A 13867-nucleotide genomic window follows, 5' to 3' on the forward strand; every position below is an offset into this window, starting at 1 on the left:
ACAAATGTCTTCCCTACCGCATTGCCCTGAATGTAACTCTGAATATACGTATGAAGATGGCATGTTATTCGTGTGCCCTGAATGCGCTCACGAGTGGTCACAAGAGCCATCTTCAGATGCTGAAGATGAAAAAGTGATCAAAGACTCGAACGGCAACGTGCTGCAGGACGGCGACACGGTAACGGTTATTAAGGATTTAAAAGTAAAAGGCTCGTCGCTGGTGGTTAAAGTGGGCACCAAAGTGAAGAATATTCGCTTGGTGGATGGAGACCATGACATCGATTGTAAGATTGATGGTGTGGGTGCAATGAAGCTTAAGTCTCAGTTTGTTAAAAAAGTCTGATAATCTCTATCTACTGAACATTCATCTGACGAGGAAAACTCAAAATGACTAAGCAACTGTCAGACAAGGACATCGAAAATACACTGTCGATGGATGCCGAGCGACGTTATAGCTACCTGCGTAAAGAAGTCGTTGCAAACCGTGAAATTTGGATTTTGGTTGACGACCATGGCTGTGTAATGCTCAACACAGAAGATGAAGACTGTGTGCCCGTTTGGCCAAATCGTGAGTTTGCTGAAATGTGGGCAAACGGTGAGTGGGAAGAATGCCGTGCTGAGAGTATCGCTCTTAACAAGTGGCATTCACGCTGGACGATGGGGCTCGAAGATGATGAGCTCGCCATTGTCGTCTTCCCGAATACCGAGAATGATGGCCTTATCCTGTACCCAGACGAATTTGATCAAGATTTAAAGAAACAGGCACGCAAGACAGGCTGAATGCATTGTTTCTTCAATGCTAATAAAAGCGGGCCCTGTGCTCGCTTTTTTTTGATAAATTGCCGTGTCTCAAATGAACGCTTTGGGGTAAATTGCCGTACTATTAAGTCTATGTATCTGTTCCAGGACAAGCACGTGACAAACTCTGAAAGCAAAACCGAAGCAAAAATTCCATCAACTAAACTACAACGTTTGGGTGTCATCGGTTCGTTGGTCACACGGGTCGCGTCTAATATGGTTGCTGAGGGAGCCAAACAGTTGGCCTCTGGCAAAAAACCAAACGCAAGAGACCTTTTGCTTACGCCCCAGAATGCTGCCAAGGTCGCGGAAAAGCTCTCTCATCTGCGTGGAGCAGCAATGAAAGTCGGTCAGTTGGTTAGTATGGAAGCTGGCGACCTGTTACCGAAAGAGCTAACTGAAATTCTCTCCATTCTTCGCTCCGACGCGTCACCGATGCCCGCAAAAGATCTTGCGAACATATTAGAAACAGAACTTGGTAGCCAATGGCAAGGCAATTTCATCACCTTCACATTTAAGCCGATGGCGGCGGCCTCTATTGGGCAAGTGCATGAAGCTTACAGCGATGATGGTGACCACCTTGCTATTAAAGTGCAGTACCCAGGGGTTAAAAACAGCATCGAGAGTGACGTAGATAATGTGGGTACTTTGCTACGCGTAACGGGTCTAGTGCCTGATGCTGTCGACTACAAAAGCCTACTAGTCGAAGCGAAAAAGCAACTTCTCGAAGAAGCTGACTACATTCGCGAAGCGGAAATGATAAACCAATACCGCGAAAAGCTTGCATCGCTACCTCAGTTCGTCGTCCCACGTGTTTTCGATAACATTACAACGCCAAATGTTCTTGCAATGGAATATATAGAAGGCGATGTGATTGACAGTGTCGTTGACCAGCCGCAAGAAGTCAGAGATGCGGTAGTGACTCACCTATTCGAACTTCTTTTAAAAGAAATATTCAGCTTCCGGTTAGTTCAGACTGACCCTAATTTTGCCAATTATCTTTACCAAAGCCATACCGGGAAAATAGCCTTGCTCGACTTTGGCGCGACCCGAGTTTACCCAGAGAAATTCAGCGTGGGTTATCTGCAATTGATGGCGTCAGCTGTGGCGGGAAATCAACAGGGAATAGAGAAAGCACTGTCTGACATCGGCTTTTTCAGCACTGAAATTATGCCAGAACAAAAACGTGCGGTGGTTGAGTTAGTCGAAATGGCGATGGAACCGATGAAGTTCTCAGGTGCTTATGATTTTGCCAGTAGCGACCTTGCTTTACGCATTCGTGAGGCAGGCATGGCGTTGAGTATGGAGAAAGGGTATTGGCATACGCCTCCCATAGATGCGATGTTTCTCCATCGGAAAATTGGCGGCTTGTACTTACTGGCTGTGAAGCTAAAAGCCAAAGTGAACGTTGCTAAGCTTCTAGAACCATACATAATCTAAACCCGCCAAAAAACTTAAATAAAGCTGATGTATTCATCTGTATGTCGGCTTCATTTCACTTCACGACAAAACTTCCAGTTTGCTAACAACTGCACGAACATAAACTAAAACCTTAGCAATCACGTTGTTTTAGCGTTGTAATTGATCAGTAGTTTCTCACCGGATAATGTTATGAACGCTGAGTATTTTCAGGATATCCTGACCATCTGGCAGTACCATCAACTTGAACATCAACCGTCGAAGTGTGACTGTATAATCGCCATGGGTAGCAATGACCTGCGAGTAGCGGACAGAGCGGCAGAGCTTTATCTGAATGGCATTGCCCCTCTCGTCGTCGTCTCAGGTGGTTTCGGTCGGTTTACTGAACACTACTTTGAACAGCCTGAGGCTGATTTATTTTCCGAAGTTTTGTTTGAACACGGTGTACCCGAATCGGCAGTGCTTATCGAAAATCACTCAACCAATACGGGCGAGAATGTGCGTTATTCTTGGGAAATACTGAAGGGCTCAGGTCACATTCCTGATCGCGTGCTTTTGGTTCACAAGCCCTACATGGAAAGACGCGCTTATTCGACGTTCCTGAAGCAATGGCCTCAGTATGCGGAAGAAGTGAAAGTAACATCGCCGAAAATAGATTTTTTAGATTTCATTACCGACGAATTTCCGATTGATAACTTGGTCGATGCCATGTTGGGAGACCTGCTGCGAATTCGTGATTATCCGGAAAGAGGTTTTCAGATCGAGCAAGTAATACCAGAGAATGTCTGGCAGTCATATCGTCGTTTAGTTGCTCTCGCTTTTCAAGGGGCTAGCCATTTGAGGTGATGTGGTATCAGCTGGCTTAAAGGTTTGTATTCAATAATCCATATAGTTGGCTATCGTTTATTTTACCGTCGAACTCCCATCTCCCTTTGAGTGTGCCCTCATGTTCAAAATTCAACGAAGAGAGAAGCTTTGCTGAATCTTTATTTTCAGGGTTTATATCAGCCTCGATACGACGAACTCCGACTTCGTCAAAGAGGTAAGCAATGACAGATTGCATGGCTTCCTTCATGTAGCCCTTCCTTCGATAATTTCTATTGAGTGCATAGCCAATTTCACCGCGCCTGCTTGTATCGATGAGATTAAAAAATAAAACAAGTCCGACTAACTTCATTGATGAACACTCGAATACACCAAGAGTCAACTTCGTTCCTGACGCCATCGCTTCCGTTGCGTCTTTAACGATGTTTGAAATGTCGGCTCTCTCATGAATGGGGTGCATTCCCCAGTATTTAATGGTGTCTCTGTCTGAATAAATCTCTTTGAGATCGTCAACATCCATTGGCTGAAGTGGCCTGAGAAAGAGGCGTTCGGTTTCAAGTTGTTGTAGGGTAAATTTCATCTTATCCAACGTTTCAGAATGTTAGGTATGGCACGACATCATCTGGATACTGCCAACTTTGCGGCCAACCCGATAAATATCAGGCCCAGAACGCCATCGGTATGTCGACCCAAGGTGATTTTATGTTTCAAGTGAGCGGCGAGTTTGCTGAACAAGAAGGCAATGAAAATGTTAAACGTTAAGGCAAGTAGCTGAGTAACACACCAAGGGTCATGATCTGGCCAATAAGACTGCTTTCATGGTGAGTAAATTGGGGTAAGAACAAACTGAAGAATATGAGCGCTTTTGGGTTCAACAGATTGTTTAACAGCCCTTGTGCAACAACGTCTTTTGTTGTGCGCTGAGATATTTCAATATCTACCGAACCGATATTCTGAGAATAAAACCACGCCTTGATCAGTTTTAGTCCAAGCCAAGAAAGGTAAAGCGCACCAACGACTTTTATCAATATCACCAGTGGCGGCAATTCCTGCATCAACTTTCCGAGACCAAACGCAACAAGCGTTGTTTGGAATAACCCGGACAAAAAGATCCCAAGCGAGACTAAAATGCCTGCCTTCATACCTCGGGCAGAAGAGTAGGTAGAGACAAGTAACAGATCTGGGCCAGGAGAAATCACCAGGAAGAAAGAGGCGATTAAAAAGACCGGCAGGATATTCACGTCTATCACAAGTTACTATGCCCCGATTTAGATTAATTAGATTGACGCGGGATCATATCATCATGATTTGTTGTCAGGGCTTTGGCGACCGAGAGATGGATAGAAAATTCGTGAACAGCTTGGGTCGGAGAGACAACGATGAGAGCGAAGCCTCAGAAGGTGAGGCTTCGCTCAACATAGCCGTGATTAAGTGTGACTGGAAGTGGCGGAAGAATATCGTCGGCGGATATTGAACAGCCCTTCCAAAACAAGGATCGCAAGACCAAGCCAAATCATGCCAAAGCTGACTGCTTTCACGTGATCGAACATCTCGCCGAATATCAATATGGCACAAAGGAATTGAAGGCTCGGTTCTATGTATTGCATAAAGCCTATCATCGATAACGAGGTGCGTTTGACTGCCGCGTTGAAAATAAATAAGGGTAATAATGTCACTGGCGCGGCACCAACATAAAAAAGAAGGGTGGATATGTCCTCGGTATTTATGGCCTCGATGGTACCATTGTTAAGCTTATAAAACAGATAGCCAAGAGCAAAAGGCAATAACAGAAAATGTTCAACGAACAGGCTGGTCAGCGTATCGTAATTCACTTGTTTTTTCGCTAAACCATACAAAGCGAAAAACGTCGCCATTTGCAGTGCAGCAAGAGGCAACTCGCCATATTGGTAAACTTCGTACCCCAACCCAAATGCACCTAACAACACCGCCAGTTTTTGTCCGGTGCTGAGTCTTTCTTTCAGAAATATTATACCGAGAGCAATCACCACCAGTGGGTTGATAAAGAACCCCATACTGGCTTCAAGTACGTTGTTATTTGTCAGAGCACTGATAAAAGCGATCCAAGATACACTCATAAATATTGCGGACAGAAGTGAATAGAGCAGTGACGCTTTGTCTTTCCAAATACCTTTGAAGTCAGGTAATTTCCGCTTAAATATCAAGAACGCAAGAGAAATGATGGGGACAGCAAAAGTTAGACGAACGGCATTGAGCTCATCCATCGCGGCATTGGGAATAAATTGATAATACAGAGGCATAAAGCCCCAGAGCACAAAAGCGAGCGCAGCAAGTAAATTGCCACTTTTTCTATTTGTCATTCGTCATCCAACCAACAAGAGATAAAGGCGTTACAGGGAGCGGGCAGGCGTTATGTTTGACTGCTCAAAGAGGGAAGTTGCTCCTGCTGCATTTGTACAAAAAATGACGGAGGAATGAAAGGAATATAATGCTTGAGAAGGTGATTTGTTCTGAGCTGTCTAGAGGGTAAGAGTAAAACGCCAGAATCTTCTTTAGCTTTAGATGATTTGGCGTTTGGTTCAATTAATAGCCTTCAAAGTGAATCTGGCCTGATTCTGTGTCCCTTGGTAGTGAATGTTGCATCACTAGAATTTCGTTAGCCTGACAAAAGCTGTGTGTCTTGTTCAGGGCTTTACGTGCTTCTTCAATTTGAATTTCAGCCAGTCTTCTGACTTCCACATCCGCTTGTTTGTCGCTAAAGCTGATTTGGCGTTCAAGCATGTTTTTTGCGAAGATTTCTCGGCATGTGGTTTCCTGATTCTTTGTTTTTCTCGCGAGAAGGAACGATGCATCATCGCGATGAAGCGATGAGGGCTGTTCCTCATCATCGACGTCAGTGGCCAGCGCGAGCGAAGGGATAGCAAATAACAAAGGTAGTAAATAATTTTTTAGCATTAGTACTGTACAGCAATGAACCCAGTAAAATTTTGCCATTAGGCTTGATTGACAGCGAGAGGCGGATGGCAATGATCCGGAGAATATCACAGGTTTAAAATTTAGAACTTGAAAGAAAAAACAGAAATTCAGGCATCCTGCGGCAAAGAACAACCTTTTAACAAAATCTAATAATTTCAGTCATGTAAATTGAACATGGAGTCCACCGATTGACGGACACCATGTTTTATTGACTAAATTATACTTTCGGCCTTGATGCAATACTCTCAGCAATATCGATGAGTTTGCCTAAAATTCGCTCACCGTCTGCCCGAAGGCCATTGTGTTCGTATTCATTCGTTATCCACGCTTTACTGTTCGGTACTTTCGCCAGCGTTTCTCTCGAATAATCCATTTCTACATACATATCATCTGCATAGACAGCACAGGCAAAGGGCACGGTATTCTCAGCCAATGTTTCAGGTGAATATAACGGTGCCCAATCTGATTTTTCAGCGATAAGCTGAGCAGCTTCTTTCAGGGCAGTAAGGTTCTTCAGTTGGTCGAACATCCATGGGTAAACCATTTCACCTGTGAACAGGAAAGGCTGACCTGTTTGATAGTTGAATTCGGCATATTCTTCATTACGGATGCGGTGAGCAGACCATTCAGATGCGGTATGTTGATTGTAAATAGCTTCATGCAAAATCGCGTAGATAGGGTTTGTCTGGTGCGACTGCATTTGAAGCATTTGGTCGAGGAAGGTGTAGCTGAGTGTTTCTTTTCCGCCTACGTCAACGAAAGCATCTTCAAGTAGGTAGTACATAGGCAAATAAGCATCACTGCCACCAAACTCGATGCCAATTTGCTGAAATTGTTCGACAGTAAAGTGCTGTCCATTTGGAAGTTCAACATGGTTGGTAAGCAAATGGTCTGCGATTTTTTGACATTGAACCTGAGCTGATGGGAACTGAGCAAAGAACTCCGCGTTTTTGTCGTGTACACGTTTATATGTTGCGCGATAAACATCGTCAGCATGACGAGTGATTGAAGGCACACCGCCAGTGGTATAGACGCGATGCAGACTGTTTGGATAAAAAGAAAGGTACGTGAGGTTACAGAAACCCCCGAAGCTTTGCCCAAGCAACGACCACTTATCGACACCAAGCTGTTCGCGAATAGCTTCAGCATCGCGCACGATGTTGTCTGCTCGGAAGTGACTGAGGTAAGCAACTTGTTCTTCGGTCGACAAGTCACCCATAGTTTGGTGTGTAATCGGGGTGCTCTTTCCGGTACCGCGTTGATCAAGCAGCAGAACGCGATACTCGCTCAACGCGCGTTTTAGCCAACCTGATTTTCCGCCTGGCCGTGGCGATGGAAAGCCCGGACCACCTTGCATATAAACCAGCCATGGAAGGTCAGCATCGCTCTTGTCTGTATCGACCACTTCTCGGGCAAATACAGTAAGCTTTTTCCCTTCTGGCGTTTGATAATCGAGAGGGAGAGAGAAGGTATGTTGACGGTACAAAACACCGTCTTCAATAAAACTCGCTTGCATGCCTGTTTCCTTTCAATGCTGGGTCATTATCAGGCTAGGGTACTTGGTTTTAAAATGAATGAAACCGGAGTTTTGCGGCGAAGATCAGAATTCGCCGCATCGAAAAATCGAATGAATAAAACCTGAACAGAAAACATGCCTATTGGTGGCTGATTATGACGCGATGAGCGTTTTCTGTAGGTTCAAAGTCTATGAAGTGATTAATTCCTGAAAGCTTGTCTTCATTATGGTGACTAACAAAGAGAAGTTGACTGAGATGCTCTTCTGCAATCATTTGAAGCGCATTAGCGACCAATTTCCTGCTGAGAAAATCTAAGCCTTGATAAGGCTCGTCGAGAATCAGTAACGCTGGTCGTTTTATCAATGCTCTCGCGATAAGCAAGAGACGTTGCTGACCATATTCAAGCCGGCGGAATGACGTTTTAGCCAGCGACTCCATGTGGAAGATTTTTAACCACTCCATAGCTTTGTCTGTTTCAGCTTTAGTTGGTTTTTGGTAGAGCCCTATGGAGTCGTGAAGCCCGGAAATCACGGTATCTAGCGCCGACGATCCGACACGATATTCTAGGTGTAGAGCGGATGAAACCATGCCGATGTGGCGTTTAATATCCCAGATAGTCTCGCCACTGCCGCGCTTGAAGCCAAATATGTCGATGTCGTTACTGTAACACTGAGGATGATCACCAAATATCAGACCGAGCAGGGTACTTTTCCCACATCCGTTTGGTCCTCGAATCTGCCAATGTTCACCATGATTAATTTGCCAGTTCACCTTTTCAAAAATCAGGGTATCGGTATACGCCACTCTTCCATTCGTGAGTTTAACCAGAGGGTCTGGTAGCGCAGTCTGATGCTTATTTTTTCTGAGTAGTTCCACCATCGCATCACTGCGTTTTGATGTTTGCGCTGACAATTGACTGATAATGGGATGACTGAGCCATTTATCTCTCGTCATGACGAGCGGCTCTTCGTGACTAAAGGCGCAAACATGGGTGACACAGTCCGGCAGGTCATCAAGGCGGGAAGTCAAAATAATTAACTGATGGTTGAGCACCAACTCGTTCATGATGTCTGATAACGTCTCACGATGCGCGACGTCTAAGCCAGAGTAGGGATCATCAAGGATGAGTAAATCTGGCTCTGTCGCCATGGCTCTTGCCAGCATTAAACGTCGTGTTTCTCCTGTGGAGAGCTGTCGAAAACCCCGATCAGCAAGGTGCACGAGGTCGAGTTTGTCCATCAGGCTATCAACATCAACAGAAGAAGATATGCAGCAGTCTTCGATAAGCTGTTGAACGGATGTACCCGGATCAATCCTATCGAGAAAATCGGTGTCGTCGTTTGCTAATTCGTCTTCTAAAAGTGCTTGTTGGGAAGATAAGGAAACAAGGCCAACTTTTTCAGGTGTGCCTGAGATTGTGCCGCTTTGCGGCGTTATCATGCCAGCAAGAAGCGTTGCGAACAGTTCACCGTGGTTACCCGATGAGGAGAACATGAGCCAATGCTGGTCAGGTTTTATCTCGAGGTGAGGAATGGAAAGTGTCGTCTGTCCGTGCTGGTGATTCAGCGCATCAATTTCTATCATTGCGGTCCCTGCTGATGGTACATCTCTCGTTATTGTTTTGTCGCACTGATTGGTGCCTGTTAAGAACAGTATCCAATTCGGGAGAGAAACCGCAATAGTTATTCAGTCAACGGCTTAGTTTACTTGATATCGCACTTTCCGTTGTTGCAAGGCTCACAACGAGATTTTCCTGTGAAGATCCACGAAATTTTGTAGCGATTGCGGGCAAAAAACAGGTATGCAGCGTCAGCAGCTATTTTGATGACCGGCCACCTTAGAATACGTAACCACGATTTTCTGTTCACCGTCGACCACGCTTTCACGGTTGCATCAAGCCCCAAAAATATCTCACCGTCTTCGCCTTTGGCGTGCAGGATTTGAGTAGCTTTCTGAATATCGATGTCGGGAAACCGCTCATTGAAGTTCTCTGAAAAAATGTCTTCAAACTGAATAGCGTTATTGGTGTTCAAGGTCCGTAGCTCATTCATTTCAGCCACGCACAACGGACAGGTTCCGTCGAAGAAAATCGTTAGCATTTATTGGTCTTCTCTCAGAATGTTTATATGTAAAACTTAATATATACGAATACTTGCTTCCACTGGATTAATGCAGTCTGATAATCACATCTAGCACCATATTTCTTCCAGTTAGCTCATTGCTCATCAGTTGGTGACGCGCATGGTCGCACTTTTGCTATGTTTGGATGCACATCGTTTTGCTCTTTAGGATGAAGTGCGCTAAAACAAAGAGTCGACAATTTATTGAGATTCGTAGCTATGGATTTTTTTCAGGCATTTTTGACTGTCACCATTGTTCACTTGCTTGCAGCGGCATCACCCGGCCCAGATTTCGTGATGGTGACACAGCAGTCTTTATCAAATGGCAGGCGAGCAGGAATGCTCGTAAGTCTCGGTATTGCACTTGGTCTGTCTGTGCATATTTTGTACTCTTCTCTCGGAATGGCTGCGCTGGTCAGTGAATCTAGCGAGATACTGATTTGGATGAAATATCTTGCTGCTGGGTTCCTGGCATATATGGGCATTAGAGGGTTGATGAGTAAGCCTGCCAGTGGCGAAGTTTGTAATCTGCAGGTGAAAAGAGAGCCGGGGATAAAACTCATTTCTATTGGATTTCTGTGTAATGCGCTAAACCCAAAGGCACCACTGTACTTTGTGTCGTTATTTACTTTGGTTCTTAGTCCGCAGATGCCTGTATTTCAGCTATTTTTATTAGGGATATGGATGATGCTGGTGCAGCTGTTCTGGTTTGGTGCCGTGTCTTTCGTGTTGTCCAAACCAACCATCCAAAAACGATTTCGTACCTTCTCACATTGGATAGACAGGGTCATGGGCTCTTTGCTATTCGCAGGTAGTTTGCGCCTGTTGCTAACAGAGACAAAATAAAGCCGTCAGGTTTGTCTGTCCGAGCGGGTATAAGCTGCTAAAGCTGTTAGTTAAGGGAAGCTATGACAGACAAACCTCGCAGTGTCTTGGTACTTTTTGCGCATCCTTCACAGGGTCGCTCGGAGGCTAATTCTCCACTTTTCAAAGCGGTCTCCTCAATAGAGGGTGTCACCAGTGTCGATTTATACGCTGAGTATCCCACTTACCATATTGATATTGAAAAAGAACAAAAGCGCCTTTTGAAACATGATGTAGTGATCTTTCAGTTCCCTATGTTTTGGTATTCGACCCCGTCGATTCTCAAGGAATGGATGGATTTGGTGCTGGAATACGGATTTGCATATGGAGAGGGTGGCATTGCGCTGCACGGTAAAATTTTACTTTGTGCAATGACGGCAGGAGGCAGAGAAGAAGCCTATTGCCAGCAAGGTTATAACCACTTTTCAGTGAGAGAACTCCTGCGGCCAATCGAGCAAACGGCAAGTTTGGTCGGTATGACCTATGTACCGCCTTTTCCACTGTTCGGGTCGCGGACGGCAAAAGAGGAAGGGCGACTTGATGCTCACACTCGTGACTATGTTGATTTAGTGCAGGCTCTCGTTGAACGGCGCTTTGATGTTGAACAAAGCCAACCTCTGAGCAAGATTTCCCTAAGTTTGAATGAATTAATCACGGGGCGTGAAGTATGACGGTTTATCTAATTTATGCCTTTTTGTTTCTGGCTGCTGCCGTATTTACGGTGCCCATTGCCAAAAAATTGGGCTTGGGGTCTGTGCTTGGCTATCTGGTCGCAGGGTTATTAATTGGTCCCGTCACCGGGCTTGTCGGGTCGGAAACCGAATCTATTCAGCATTTCGCCGAGTTTGGCGTAGTGATGATGCTGTTCCTGGTTGGACTTGAACTTGATCCCCGAGTGCTTTGGAATATGCGCCGCCGACTATTTGGCCTTGGTGGTTTACAGCTGCTCCTGACGATTTTACCCGTTATGGGTATTGCGATGCTTTTCGACTTTGAATGGACGATTGCGTTGACTATCGGCTTCATTTTTTCGTTGTCTTCCACCGCCATCGTTTTACAAACTTTTCATGAAAAATCGCTAACCAATACTGAAGGGGGCCGTAGCGCTTTTTCCGTGTTACTGGTGCAGGATATTGCGGTGATTCCCATGTTGGCGGTGATCCCGTTGTTAGCGTTGCCAGAACTAGCTGCCTTGTCGGAGGCATCGGCAGATGCGCATCACAATCTATCTTTGGTAGAGGGTAAGCCTGGCTGGATGCTGGCGCTTATTATTGTTGGGTCTATCGCTTTGGTTGTTGTCGGCGGGCATTACTTAAGTCGGCCCTTGTTCAATTTTGTTGCGGCGTCAAAACTACGAGAGGTATTTACTGCCACAGCACTAATGCTGGTGATTGGTATTGCAGCCTTGATGAGCTTGGTTGGCCTTTCTCCTGCATTGGGAACCTTCTTAGCCGGCGTTGTGCTGGCGAACAGTGAGTTTCGCCATGAACTGGAATCGAGTATTGAACCGTTCAAAGGTCTGTTACTCGGTTTATTCTTCATCACAGTGGGATGTGGTGTTGATTTTGGTGTGCTTGTACAAGAGCTGGATATTGTTATCCTGCTGACATTGAGCGTTATGTTGCTCAAAGCGATTGTGTTGTTGGCATTAACATTTATCTTCAAAATCCACTTTTCAAACCGCTGGCTTTTTTCACTGAGTCTTGCGCAGGCGGGTGAATTCGGTTTTGTCTTACTCAGCTTCTCGGTACAGAATTCAGTGCTGCCACAGGATATGGCTAAAATCCTCTCGCTGGTTGTTGCGTTATCTATGTTCTTAACACCGCTTCTTTTCATCTTATTCGAGCGGGTTGCGTTGCCCCGATTTGAAAAAGCGAGTAATGCGAAGGTACGAGATTCCGATGAGGTTGATGAGTGGGGGCCTGTTGTTATTGCCGGTGGAGGCCGATTTGGTCAGATAGTCAATCGATTGCTGGTGGCAAACAATATCAAGACTGTCGTGCTAGATGCTGAGATAGCGCAGATAGATAACCTGAGAGAAGTAAAAATAAAAGCCTTCTTCGGCGACGCAACAAGGCCTGAGCTTCTGCACACCGCTGGTATTGAGCAGGCGAGTTTGTTGATTAACGCGATGGATAATCACGAAGGCAGTTTGATGCTGATTGAGCATGTAAAAAAGGCGTACCCACACATCAAAATCCTGACCCGTGCTTTTGACCGCAGTGTCGGATATGAATATAAGCTAGCAGGTGCAGATTATATAATTTCAGAAACCTATCACTCGGCGCTTGAACTCGGCTCTGAAGCAATGCGAAGCCTTGGCTACCATCCTTTCTTGGTTGAACAGAAACGTGAAACCTTCGAACGCGTCGAACGAGAGGGGTCAGGGATACTCTACGAGAAATGGCTACATAAAAATGAAGAGGATCCGCTCGGCATTCACTTCAGTGATATGTTCATTCAGCTGGAAGAGTCCATCAAAGAAGCCATGAAGCGGGATCGTGCAGATAGGCACAACTTCGCAGAGCGGGAGTGGATGCCACCGCCTAAAGGCTATGATGAGGGGCTTTCTGAAGACTGAGTCGTCTTCACGGGCCAACAAGTATAAAGCCAAAGAATAAGGCCGGGATTCCGGCCTTTTTGTCACGCCATAGGCGGTTTATGCCACTACTACTCGCTCTTGTGGGAAACCAAATGCTTTATGTCTCGACCTAATATGTGCTCTAAGTTTGCGGTTATTTTTTCTGCAGGCCAATCCCACCAGGCAGCCTGCAATAGGCGTTCTATTGTTTCGGGCTCAAAACGATATTTAATTACTCTTGCTGGGTTCCCGCCGACTACAGCGTAGGAGGAACATCTTTGCTCACGACGGATTTATTGGCAATGATAGCACCATCGCCAATTGTTATGCCTGGCATGATGGTTGATTCGTAACCTATCCAAACATCATTTCCAACAACTGTGTTTCCTTTATTTGGCAGGTCAGCTATCTGAGGCTTAACGCGTTCCCAGCCACCGCCAAACTGATAAAAAGGCTAGGTAGAGAAGCCCTTTGTGATGTGGTTTGCACCATTCATCACAAACTGAACGTCTTTTGCTATTGCACAAAACTTCCCGATAATCAGTTTGTCGCCCATCACAGGTGCGTGAAAGATTACGTTATCTTCAAAACGTTCGGGCCCTTCAGGATCGTTATAATAGGTGTAATCGCCAACAATAATGTGCTCTGACTTGATGAAGTTTTTCAAGAAGCCAATCTGTGGAAATCCATTCACAGGCGCTTTATCATTTGGTTCTGGGCCTTTCAATCTATTTTCCTTTTGTGTCTGTTTTATCGAGCATCTAGCCGAAATTAAAGCACATATAAAA

14 protein-coding genes and 1 pseudogene are annotated in these 13867 nt (G+C 45.3%); 7 read left to right on the forward strand and 8 right to left on the reverse strand.

Annotated elements, in window-relative coordinates; all coding sequences use genetic code 11:
- The first annotated feature begins 4 nt into the window (after positions 1 to 4).
- From CS022_RS20310 to CS022_RS20325, 4 genes are all read left to right on the forward strand, one after another.
- Positions 5 to 343 carry a zinc ribbon domain-containing protein YjdM gene (locus CS022_RS20310; RefSeq protein WP_129123778.1) on the forward strand — a complete coding sequence of 113 codons (339 nt, stop codon included), beginning with the start codon at positions 5 to 7 and terminating at the stop codon, positions 341 to 343.
- Between the two features lie 44 nt (positions 344 to 387).
- Entirely contained in the window at positions 388 to 780 is a 393-nt protein-coding gene (locus tag CS022_RS20315) for a DUF2750 domain-containing protein (protein WP_129123779.1), read from the forward strand.
- Between the two features lie 135 nt (positions 781 to 915).
- Positions 916 to 2238 carry an ABC1 kinase family protein gene (locus CS022_RS20320; protein WP_408057277.1) on the forward strand — a complete coding sequence of 441 codons (1323 nt, stop codon included), beginning with the start codon at positions 916 to 918 and terminating at the stop codon, positions 2236 to 2238.
- Positions 2239 to 2409: 171 nt separating this feature from the next.
- Positions 2410 to 3063: a YdcF family protein gene (locus tag CS022_RS20325; protein WP_129123781.1), complete on the forward strand. Its 654-nt coding sequence runs from the start codon at positions 2410 to 2412 to the stop codon at positions 3061 to 3063.
- Positions 3064 to 3079: 16 nt separating this feature from the next.
- Here CS022_RS20325 and CS022_RS20330 read toward each other — a convergent pair whose 3' ends face one another.
- From CS022_RS20330 to CS022_RS20360, 7 genes are all read right to left on the reverse strand, one after another.
- Positions 3080 to 3622, reverse strand: a complete 543-nt coding sequence (locus CS022_RS20330; RefSeq protein WP_129123782.1) for a GNAT family N-acetyltransferase — start codon at positions 3620 to 3622, stop codon at positions 3080 to 3082.
- Between the two features lie 178 nt (positions 3623 to 3800).
- Positions 3801 to 4292 (reverse strand): LysE family translocator, encoded by a 492-nt coding sequence (locus CS022_RS20335; RefSeq protein ID WP_235869824.1) that lies wholly within the window; start codon positions 4290 to 4292, stop codon positions 3801 to 3803.
- Positions 4293 to 4469: 177 nt separating this feature from the next.
- On the reverse strand, positions 4470 to 5381 hold the full coding sequence (rarD, locus tag CS022_RS20340; RefSeq protein ID WP_129123783.1) for an EamA family transporter RarD: 912 nt from the start codon (positions 5379 to 5381) through the stop codon (positions 4470 to 4472).
- Positions 5382 to 5604: 223 nt separating this feature from the next.
- Positions 5605 to 5976, reverse strand: coding sequence for a hypothetical protein (locus tag CS022_RS20345; protein WP_129123784.1), 372 nt, complete (start codon positions 5974 to 5976; stop codon positions 5605 to 5607).
- 238 nt (positions 5977 to 6214) lie between these two features.
- On the reverse strand, positions 6215 to 7513 hold the full coding sequence (locus CS022_RS20350) for an alpha/beta fold hydrolase (RefSeq protein WP_129123785.1): 1299 nt from the start codon (positions 7511 to 7513) through the stop codon (positions 6215 to 6217).
- A 139-nt stretch (positions 7514 to 7652) separates the two neighbouring features.
- The gene (locus tag CS022_RS20355; protein WP_129123810.1) at positions 7653 to 9095 is read right to left on the reverse strand and encodes an ATP-binding cassette domain-containing protein; all 1443 of its coding nucleotides are present in this window, start codon (positions 9093 to 9095) and stop codon (positions 7653 to 7655) included.
- Between the two features lie 122 nt (positions 9096 to 9217).
- Positions 9218 to 9613, reverse strand: coding sequence for a thiol-disulfide oxidoreductase DCC family protein (locus CS022_RS20360; RefSeq protein ID WP_129123786.1), 396 nt, complete (start codon positions 9611 to 9613; stop codon positions 9218 to 9220).
- Between the two features lie 240 nt (positions 9614 to 9853).
- Here CS022_RS20360 and CS022_RS20365 point away from each other — a divergent pair, with 240 nt between their 5' ends.
- The 3 genes from CS022_RS20365 to CS022_RS20375 all read left to right on the forward strand — a co-directional run bounded on the left by CS022_RS20365 (position 9854) and on the right by CS022_RS20375 (position 13079).
- Positions 9854 to 10480 (forward strand): LysE family translocator, encoded by a 627-nt coding sequence (locus tag CS022_RS20365; RefSeq protein WP_129123787.1) that lies wholly within the window; start codon positions 9854 to 9856, stop codon positions 10478 to 10480.
- A gap of 62 nt (positions 10481 to 10542) precedes the next feature.
- The gene (locus CS022_RS20370) at positions 10543 to 11169 is read left to right on the forward strand and encodes an NAD(P)H-dependent oxidoreductase (RefSeq protein ID WP_129123788.1); all 627 of its coding nucleotides are present in this window, start codon (positions 10543 to 10545) and stop codon (positions 11167 to 11169) included.
- On the forward strand, positions 11166 to 13079 hold the full coding sequence (locus CS022_RS20375) for a monovalent cation:proton antiporter-2 (CPA2) family protein (protein WP_129123789.1): 1914 nt from the start codon (positions 11166 to 11168) through the stop codon (positions 13077 to 13079). The genes CS022_RS20370 and CS022_RS20375 overlap by 4 nt, the downstream gene beginning before the upstream one ends.
- 89 nt (positions 13080 to 13168) lie before the next feature.
- On the opposite strand, the pseudogene CS022_RS28265 reads toward CS022_RS20375, so the two are convergent.
- A pseudogene (locus tag CS022_RS28265) lies at positions 13169 to 13806 on the reverse strand (CatB-related O-acetyltransferase).
- Between the last annotated feature and the right edge of the window lie 61 nt (positions 13807 to 13867).

The organism is Veronia nyctiphanis (assembly GCF_004116385.1).
Classification (GTDB): Bacteria; Pseudomonadota; Gammaproteobacteria; order Enterobacterales; family Vibrionaceae; genus Veronia; species Veronia nyctiphanis.